The sequence below is a fragment of the Vulcanococcus sp. genome, assembly GCF_044369115.1.
Classification (GTDB): domain Bacteria; phylum Cyanobacteriota; class Cyanobacteriia; order PCC-6307; family Cyanobiaceae; genus Vulcanococcus.
The window spans coordinates 1-9,687 of record NZ_JBIPMN010000272.1; the positions used below are offsets into that span (position 1 = coordinate 1).

6 protein-coding genes and 1 pseudogene are annotated in these 9,687 nt (G+C 48.7%); 3 read left to right on the plus strand and 4 right to left on the minus strand.

Annotation, left to right across the window (positions count from 1 at the left end; translation table 11 throughout):
- Window positions 1-594: 594 nt before the first annotated feature.
- Complete coding sequence (locus tag ACIQ2E_RS14530) at window positions 595-1,917, plus strand: hypothetical protein (protein ID WP_398332130.1); 1,323 nt, start codon at window positions 595-597, stop codon at window positions 1,915-1,917.
- Window positions 1,918-2,110: 193 nt separating this feature from the next.
- Here ACIQ2E_RS14530 and ACIQ2E_RS14535 read toward each other — a convergent pair whose 3' ends face one another.
- From ACIQ2E_RS14535 to ACIQ2E_RS14550, 4 genes are all read right to left on the minus strand, one after another.
- Complete coding sequence (locus tag ACIQ2E_RS14535) at window positions 2,111-2,986, minus strand: hypothetical protein (protein WP_398332133.1); 876 nt, start codon at window positions 2,984-2,986, stop codon at window positions 2,111-2,113.
- Window positions 2,974-3,840 (minus strand): glycosyltransferase family 2 protein, encoded by an 867-nt coding sequence (locus ACIQ2E_RS14540; protein ID WP_398332136.1) that lies wholly within the window; start codon window positions 3,838-3,840, stop codon window positions 2,974-2,976. The genes ACIQ2E_RS14535 and ACIQ2E_RS14540 overlap by 13 nt, the downstream gene beginning before the upstream one ends.
- Window positions 3,841-3,848: 8 nt before the next feature.
- On the minus strand, window positions 3,849-4,568 hold the full coding sequence (locus ACIQ2E_RS14545) for a hypothetical protein (protein WP_398332139.1): 720 nt from the start codon (window positions 4,566-4,568) through the stop codon (window positions 3,849-3,851).
- Between the two features lie 518 nt (window positions 4,569-5,086).
- Window positions 5,087-5,761, minus strand: a complete 675-nt coding sequence (locus ACIQ2E_RS14550) for a hypothetical protein (protein ID WP_398332142.1) — start codon at window positions 5,759-5,761, stop codon at window positions 5,087-5,089.
- A gap of 2,929 nt (window positions 5,762-8,690) precedes the next feature.
- Between ACIQ2E_RS14550 and ACIQ2E_RS14555 the strand changes: the two genes are divergently transcribed.
- On the plus strand, window positions 8,691-9,395 hold the full coding sequence (locus tag ACIQ2E_RS14555) for a glycosyl transferase (protein ID WP_398332145.1): 705 nt from the start codon (window positions 8,691-8,693) through the stop codon (window positions 9,393-9,395).
- A 3-nt stretch (window positions 9,396-9,398) separates the two neighbouring features.
- Window positions 9,399-9,687 (plus strand): annotated as a pseudogene (locus ACIQ2E_RS14560) (aminotransferase); the annotation flags it as partial.

The window sequence follows — 9,687 nt, forward strand, 5'->3', positions numbered from 1 at the left end:
AGTCGAAGAGTTGCTTGTCTGGCCATGGGTCTGTGTCCTGGGAGCAGCTGTACTTCAATGTACCAAGCAGTTACAATCGTGTGTCCGAATGATGTTGGTGGCACTTTGCGTGATGTTTCGTGAGGGTTAGAATGTAGTCTGAGTCTTTGAAAGCATGCCGCCGCAGCATCAGTGCCCTACCAATGAATCTCCGTACATTGTCTTATAATTGATTAGTCATTGCCAAGGCATTCAAGGAGGGTGGCGTTGTTACCGTAGATCAGTCGGTCTCCTTGACTTGACAGATAAGATCGCAGGCTTCATCATGATGGCAACATCCGAATCATTTAATGGCTTCCGAATGGCATAATTGCTGCCGAGCGCAACGAGTATGCATACCTTTCCCAATGTTATCGGGTACTGGCTACCGGAAGATCTCTCGACAGCGTGTAGGCTTCCCAAGTACTCCCTTCGCATATTAGTGCCTCGTTCTGATTGTTTGCATTTCTCCAACCCATTGATGTCCGCTGGGAGGGCCGATTGGGAGTGGAGAGGGGGCAGCACATGTGGCGCTATTGTACAGTAGTTGAATCAGAAGCGCGATGCCGAAGTGAGATGGGTATTCTAAGTCGGTCTATTTTATACTATATATTAGCTATTTTTGGCGCATCCGTCGGTATTTTGCGCTTGTCATTTTATTCGCATGCTATTGAGTCAGATTACTTTACATTGTATATACGCTATTTGTCTTTGGCTTCTCTCCTTGCGCTCATCATGGGGATGTCCGTAGGTGAATCGGCCGATTTTTATTTACCTCGATTTATTGCTAAAAAGTCACATGCTGCATACGTAGCTTTGGTCCTCTCGCTCTTTGTAATTGCACTGAGGCGCTATTCGATTCTCTTGGCGATTGCAGTTCTCTCCTATCTCATCCTTCCCAGTCTTTCGTTAAGGCTGTTGCAACCTGTTTTCTTGCTTCCAATCGCATTGGTTGGATTGTCATTAACTCTTACTTCAGTTCTCGCCACGTGTACGCGTTCACGAAGGCGATTTCTTGTTTTCCAGTCGTTTCATTCGGTTTCTAGATCAATTTTGCCTTTGGGCTTGGTTTTCTTCATCACGGCATCAGGGTACGGATACTATCTTACTCCTTCTGTCCTTCTTTGGTTTGATGGCGTATTTTCAATGGCTATTTCGTCGGTGCTTCTATATTCCTTGTTGAGCGACTTATTGCCCACTTCTGCCCGGTCTGTTTGGAGAATTATTTTGCTTGCCTTCAGGCGATCTATTCGTCCGTTTAGTTTGTTGTTCAATACATCGGCTGCAACATATTCGGGGGCTGGTCGAATTTTTGATGCATTTCCAAGTTTTGTTGACAAGTTTATTTTGTCCTTCAAGTTAGATCCTGGAGAGCTGGCAACATATTTAGCCTGCTGGTCAGTTGCCACGGCCATAGAGATCGTTTCGAATATACAGCTACAGCCTATTTTTAACTCCCTTGGCAGTCTTATTGCCGCCTCAGATCAGGACCGATCAACGCAGCCTGTGCCACTCAACCTTGGAATCTCACAGGTAAGCATTCATATCGTAAAGATTGTTGCAGTCGGTGCAGGCCTCATGGGTATTGCAGTAGTAGCCGTGAAGTTGCAACTTGCATCGATTCTCTTTAAGGGCGCCTATGTATCTCCAGGCTTGCTCATCATTTTTTGCTTCGTAGCCATACTTTCGGCCGTCGCCTCATTGTATTCACAGTTTTTGGTTGTGTCAGGCCAGGGTGTTTCTTACTTTGTCATCTCTTTATGTTTTACTGTGGCATTCATTGGTTTGCTTCTGACGCACGATATTTATAATTCCTTGATGTTTATCGCCATAGGAATTCTTGTTCTTCGTTCTGTTCAGGCAGGCTTGTATCGTATGGCGATTTCAAGAGCTGGGTGATGGTTTCTTCAAGTTGTCCCATGCCATCGTCGCCCAAGTGCCAGGGCCGAAATCATGGGCGTGGATCGCCTCGTTGGTTTCATGGAGTGATTCCACTCCCGTATACCTCGAGTCCTGAGCTGATTTCTCTGCCAGCGTGGATGAGTTTCAATCCATTTCTCAAGACCGTTGCTGCGTTTCTCCGCTTTGCCCTTCAGGGAGCATTACCCATTTGTTTCCTGAAAGAAGTCAATCCATAATCAGGCAACAGATCTATGGGCATGCGATGAAGGATTGCGCCGAATTGAGGAGCGATAATTGCCACAAGGGAAGATGCGAACAGCCAAAGTCTTGATGGAACATGAATGGTTATGATGGGCTTCCTTGGCACTCTGGCCAATAACAGTCTATCAATTGAGACCACCTCATCACCACCAACGGAAGCCAAATTCCCACGCTCTGTTGGTAGAATGAATTCCGAACTCGCCAGTGAATAGAGTAGGTCGGCAAGCTGACTTGGTGCTATTGGCTGCCGCAACCCTCTGTCGGTTGGCATGACTAGTATCCATGCAACCAAGGAAAGCCAGGAGTATGCACGGGATAGTTTATCTGAATAGGATGCTGATTGACCTAGGATTACGGTTGGGGCCACAATGAAATGTGGAATTTTAGACTTTGTAAGCAGAGTTGATATGGATCGATGAGAATCTCTGAGTTTGCTGGCGTACCTCCTTTCTTCACGGGAGATGGAGTACGTCTTTGTTTGATAACTGGCAGACGATAAAACGATAACGCTCGCAATATTGTGGCTTAGCTCTTCATCTTTGATGAGCGCGTCCAATGCTCCAAGGGTCAACCAGATGTGAGAGCAAAAAAATATGCGAAGCCGTTGGCCGGCCAGCATATGTTTCAATGAGTTTAAGTACGCACTAAAGTTCTCTGAATGTAAATCCACTTGTAAGAAGAGCTCTTCCTCAATGAATTCCGGCCTACGCCTTGACGAAACATACACGATGTCATCTGTTGAAACCAACCTGTCGTACAGTGATTGGCCGACAGGACTTGATGCACCGAAGATTAATGAAGCCACGGGGTGGGAAAGATCAGTGTCTTTATTGTATGGTGGAATATGAAGGCGGTCAGTCGAGGGATCACCATTAGCATCGCTGCCATATCCACAGCTTTGGAGGAGTTCAATCTAGAATTAGACAGTATCCGATGGATATAAATATAGCGAAACATCACGATAAGGCGCGACAACTGACGAGAATTTCCAGATGAAATCGACTTGTGGCTCTTCCGATAGTATACGAGAGGTGATTTTAAACTATAGAACACATATCCTTTGTCTTTCAGCAGAAGCCAAAGAGCATAATCTTCGACGGCTGATAGTGAAGGACTTTCCGGGAAATTGATTGCTGTGGATGGCTTGCAAAGTACGCTAGATGTTACTATAGGATTGGACAAAAATGCCAATTCATCGATTCGCTTTGACAGATTACTGGAATCCAAGTGCTGCACGGCAGTCTCTTGCAACTGTGTATGTTGTTTTGGATAGGTTTTGAACATCAGACGAGATGAGCTTATAATCAGATTCGGGAATCGTATCGTTAGTTTCTGCCATTCCTCTACCTGCAGTCTTAATTTATCAGGATGCCATATGTCGTCACTATCGCAAAAAGCAACCAAGTCACTGGTTGTATGTCTCACGCCCCAATTTCTTGGTGTCGCAGGTCCACCACTTCCGACAGGCATCGACAATACTTGAATCTGCCTATCGGTATAAGATCTTAGTTTGAGCAATGTTTGGTCCGTACTGGCATCATCGACACAAACGATCGAGAAGTTTGGATATGATTGGCGTAGAATCGACTGGATCGTTTGGTCAATTGTTGATTGGCAATTGAAGCATGGGATGATGACGGAAACACTTAATTCTGTCATGCTAGTACTTATAGACCTTTCATGTAAGCTAGGTATGCAACACGGAACGCATGATGCTCGGCTCCAATGGTTTCATGTACAGACGAATCGATGATGCTCAGCTCAGCTAGAGAATCAATAGATCGCCGAATCGGTGATGCCTTTCCAATGGTGCCATGTAAATGCACCCCAGGTATGTATTTATCTTCGAAACTTGAAGGAATAAACTTGCCTCCGTGGGACCATGGATTCTTCTTGCGGGCTTCAGCTATTGAGTAGGCTATAGAGAGTTCATTGCAGGACAGAATGGCCCTAGAGTGATTTTTGTCAATTGAATAACTATATGAACGTTCGGCTAATGTCTGAGAATAGATGCTGAAGTACTTGGATGGTAACTGCAACCCTGCCCGCGTGTACATTTGCTCTGCCAACGTGCCGATGGAAATGTTTTTCAAGGTTGAAAGATTTCTATTTAAGCCTTGGGTGATTCTTTTCAAAATAGGTTGATCAACCCGCGTAAAATCCGCTAACGATGGTCTTGAGTAGTAAATGGATGATCTGCATTCACTTAAGGGACACTCAAGAATGTATCCAGTCTTGATCATCTTTGGCTTTGCCGCGTATGATTGATGTCTTGGTTCGTACCTCCCATGATAGGTGATTACATGATCCGATGCCGTGCCCGATAGATTCTGACACTCAAACAGACTACTCAAAAGGTAAGGGGTACCCAGGCTGCCGGCGGCCATGACAAGTTTTCGTGTCTTGAACGAATGATGATCCGTTGAGTTTATTGTGAATTGGCCATTTCGATATTCGATTCTTGAGGCGTGGCAACTGAGTAGTTGAAGCTGTTTTTCGAACCGGCTTACAATCTCCTGAATCAGTGTCCCTGCTCGAATCCTTTGACGAGGGACAAACAAGCGCTGAGTGATATCCGGTACATGGCTGGAACTGTAAATGGTATTCCATTGCTCCTGAGGATAAAACTTGGACAGGAAAAACAAGTAATTGTCACTATCTTCTCCACAGTTCATCCACGTGGATAGACTCAAGGGTATGATCGAATGCCAATAATTGCTTAACCCGCCAAGACCGTAATGTTCAAGCAGGACATTCTGACTTTGTGGATAATATGTTGACGTAGAGCGGTCGTCTGCGAGAATCAGAACGCGCAATCTTTTGGTTGCGAAGCATGGTGAATCAATAAGACCATGAAGATAGCCGAGACATGACAGGCTGGCTCCTATAACTATAACATCAAACATCATCTGCTAACCGGGCGGTTTTCCACGATGTAATTGTACCCGTAGTATTTCGATCCAAGCTCGCGCAGTAAGAAATCAAATGGGCGCATGACAACGAGAAGACTTGGAGTGAAGCGAAACAGTGTTGAATACATTAGGTAGATCGGTGTCAGCCAGAACGGGGCCCTGGATTTGTTGCACAATGCGTATGCTTCTACTATCTTATTCTTTCTGCATTTTTTAATGCCGCACAAGAGTTCATGGGCGGTCGTGTAATGACTAAGATAGCGCTTGCTGATCTCCTCATGCATCTGTGCAATTGCAGACACATTTGCCAGTCTGAGGATTTTGAAGTTAAATTCGCCGGCTAGCAACTCGCATTCGACTTTCATCTTAGGATAATTGTAATGCCTGCATACGGAGTTGGCGTGCACCGAAAGGGAGCTTATATAAATAATATTGTTACCTCTGAATTGAGCATTGCAAGCCTTCATGAGGGCAAGGTTGTCCAGCATTATGCGTGAGAAGGAAAAGATCAATACGTCAATCGGCCCTGTGCAGCTACTTGCCTTTACCCCCACGGGTTGCACGAAGAGATCCCTGGTTCGAAGCTCGATGACTGACTCATACATCTTGTTGATCACATCACTATCTCTGTTCAGGCATTGCCAGGCTTTGGAGTTGGAACCAATCACCACTAGTGTTGACATTGGGTTGTTTATAGTTTAGAGCTTGACGTTGTTAGGCTATTGGCTCGAACTAGTGTATTGTCAATTATGTGTATGTTGCCCAGGATGATGGCTCCACAGCCGATTATCACATGGTTGCCAATCGTTGGCCTCATGTGTGAGTTAAAGCCGTCATCGAAGGTTTTTGAACCCAGTGTCGTTTGCTGATAGATGATTGCAAACTCCCCTATGGATATTGCACCAATAACAATTGAATTTGGATGCGGCAATACTAAGCCAGGGCCGATGGCAGTGCGAGGCGAAATTTCAACACCAAAGAGAATGTTGTTTGCGACCGTAGGGATTATTGATAGGGGCTTAAGTGGCGAGAGGAACAATGCCCGTGAAAGCCTGTAGAGCAGAACCGATGTGAACTGAGGAGTAAGTATGCATCTCCATGGACTTGAGCTCTTTAGAGTGGCAAGCCTTCGGCAGTCAACCCTGGTATGTAGCAAGTTTCGTGCGAAATTTTCTCTGGTTCCAGTCATGGTGAACTCAGGATGACTCGACGTTGGTGTTCTCGTGATAGGGCACTGAACATGCCATTAAGCACATTTGAATTTGCTCTAACGCGGTCAATAAGTGTTTTCTGAGACTATAGCACAGTTAGATTGGCCTCCCCCTGCCAGTAATGATGACGCCTTTTGATTTGAGCCAGCATGGGTTTGATGGATCAAATCAATTCTTCGATACAGATTCACTATACAGGCAGACCTGCAAAAATGGATGAGCCCGCCCTATAGGCAGAGCGTGTCTCAGATTCCCCAGGAACTGGGGATTCGTCAGGCCACCCTCCACAACTGGAGGAAGAGCTGGCGGTTGCAGGGGGAGCTCGCTCCGGCATCGGTTAAGGACCCAGAGGGCTAGTCTACTCTTGTGAGGTTCACTGTCTTCCTCGAGATAGCTGGGTTCAATGCCTCGGAGCACAGTGCCTGCTGCACTCAGCGAGTTTTACTCCCAGAACAACTATGCCGCTGCCGGCATACCGCCCCTAGCGAGGCCGAAGGCCGAGCGTTTAGAAGGTACTTGATGAAAAATGCTAGTGAGTTGCTGACCATAGTGGAGCAGCGGGACCTAGAGAAGCGGCACCAACAAGATCTCAAGTAACTTAAGCAGCTATATCAGGATCTGCGCCGAAAGGACAATTCTCAGCGGAGGCGGTATCACCGTTGATTGTAGATAAAAGTCCTCGTCTTCTGGTCAGAGCACTGGGAAGACTGACAACCCCGAAAGATCTGCGGAAGGCCGTGCCAATCCTTGAGGAAGGGATTGTTGCAGGTGCCCGCGCCAATGAACTGCACAAGCCCATGGGCATGGCCTTAACAACCTTCAACGCTGGCATAGGCAAGCTGGTCGGTAATGGGGAAGGTGTGGATGGTCGCAAATGTAGTAGCCGCCAGGTGGCCCACTGCTTGCATGAGGTGGAACGAAGAAGGATCCTGCTTACTTGTAGTCAGAGCGAATTCGCCTCCTAGTTGCCAGGCCATATTGCGCCAATCCAGGCATACCAAAGCCTTTATATCGGTTCAGAGCGCAGCTTCATCCGGGTGATGCATCTCCATGGCCAGCTGCACCTTCGCGGTAGGGCAAGGCTGCCGAAGGAACCAAGGCCTGCGCCCAGGTTTCGAGCTGATCTTCCAAACTAGGTTTGGAGTTATGACACTTCCTATCTCCCCACCAGTGTCAAAGGAATCTGGATGTATCACCACCTGGTGATCGACGTCTGGATCCACAAGGTGCTTGCGTGGGATGTGTAGCAATGCGAGGACTCCAAACTTGCCGCTGAGCTGGTAAGCCCGGCCTGCCTGAAGGTTCGCGTTAGTCCCCGTCGCAAACAGTCGCTCTCATTGCATTGCCGTTATCGGCATGCACTGAGAGCGGCGACGCTTGAGGTGCGACTGTTTGAATTGGGCGTACTCAGATCGTCTTTCCGGCCGAAGGTTACCAACGACCACACATGCTCGGAATCCCTTTCCCGTAACGATACTTACCTGCATGATTACCCCAGCCGGCCACTCAGCAGCAAGAGGAAGCCTGCCTCTGAGTCTCCCCATTTGTGGACTGGACCAACCATTAGCACTGCCACAGCGGCATCAAGTTCGTGAGGCATCATAAGCGCTATTGCGATGAGTCTGTACAGATCTGCCGCCACCGTGCTTGTGTCTATAAACATGTTAGTCAAGTCAATCCCCGGCGGTCGACAACGACATCACGCTGTTGGAGCCAACCAGAAGTGGTGTGGATCAACCCACCAGCTGACGATTTAGTCACTCATACAGAGCTGCGTTGGAACTGATCGCCTAATCGGCGTTAGTCACGTCATCTTTCCTGTCAGTCACCGGGCCAGCTGGATAATAAAGACTTTGCCTTTAGTTTTGCCAGCTACCAGCAGCGCGCTTGAAATGCTTCAATCGCTGCTCAAGGCTCAAGCCAAAAGGCAAGCCTTTTTGCCATTCTAGACAAGTTTTTGTTACAGCTTCTTCGTGTTGCAGCGTTCGCAGCGGCTATAATCATGCTTGAGGTCATTGGATTGAGGCCAGCTTGCTTGACCTAGTCTTTATTGTCAACATTAATCGTGTTCTTAAGATTCCCTTTTAGTTCCTTTCTTCCATCAGCAATAGAGTCGGGTGAGTGGAGTTCTTTCTCGCCGCCCCATTGGCTGGTGGCTTGGTTGCCGTTTGTTGTCTGTGGATTTTTTGCTGCAGCGCTTACCTGGTTATCCCTCTGGCTGTTCATCCCCGTACTCAGTCGTCGGCTTCTAGATCAACCCAACGCCCGCAGTTCCCATCGGCTCCCCACCCCCCGTGGAGGTGGGGTGGCTTTTGTGCTGGTGGGAAGCCTTGCTGTTGCCTTGCTAAGCGGTTGGCTTCCACTGTTCTGCTTGCCCCTGGCTCTAGTGGGCTTCTTGGACGATCGCTATAACCTGCCCGCCGGCTTGCGCTATGGCGTGCAGTTGTTCACTGCCTTGTTGTTGCTGTTGATAAGTCCGCTGCCGGCCCTTGCGGCTGGCTGGCTGCCTTTTCTGCTCCTTTTGATCTCCGCCACCGCTGTAATTAATTTCATTAATTTCATGGACGGTCTCGACGGCCTGGTGGGCTGCTCCATGGCCGTGTTGTTTACCGCTGCTGCTCTTACCGGTATGCCAGCCCTGTGGCCCCTGGTGGGGGCTTTGCTTGGCTTTTTGCTTTGGAATTGGAGCCCTGCAAAAGTCTTCATGGGTGATGTGGGCAGCACCTTCCTTGGCGCCGTTTTCGTTGGCGCCGTGCTCCAGCAAGCTAGTTTTCTGGCAGCCCTCGGCCTGTTGCTGGTGGCCACTCCCCTCCTGGCTGACGCCTGTATTTGCGTACCCCGCAGGTTGTTCGCCGGCCAGCGGGTATTCCAGGCTCACCGTTTGCATCTGTTCCAACGCCTCAACCAGGCTGGCTGGAGCCATGCCGCTGTAGCGCGTCTATATACCGCTGCTACTGCTCTCTTGGCTATTGCTCATCTGGCTGGTGGGTTGTTGTGGGTGTTGTGCTTGGCGGTGGCAGTTTTGTTGATTGGGGTTTGGCTGGATCAGCGCGTGGCGGTGCCGTTTGGCGTTGCCTCTGGTCGGGCATGAGCCTTGCTGCCTTCCAAGTTTTATGCCGCCATCGGCCGCATCCAGCTCCATAGCTTCCCGGAGTGTGCCGCCGCCTCCACCCGCAATGCGTTGCTTCTTGCTGAAGCCCTGGGCAATCTCCCAGCCTTGCGTATTCCCTTGCCACTGGAAGGCACCGAGCATGCCTGGTACGAGTTCTATGCCTTCGTGGAGCCCGAGGTCCTGGCCCCAGGCTGGAGCCCCGATCGGATCCTTTCCGAGATCACAAGAGCTGGCTATCACGCCTTCTCCGGTAGCTGTAGGGAGATCTATT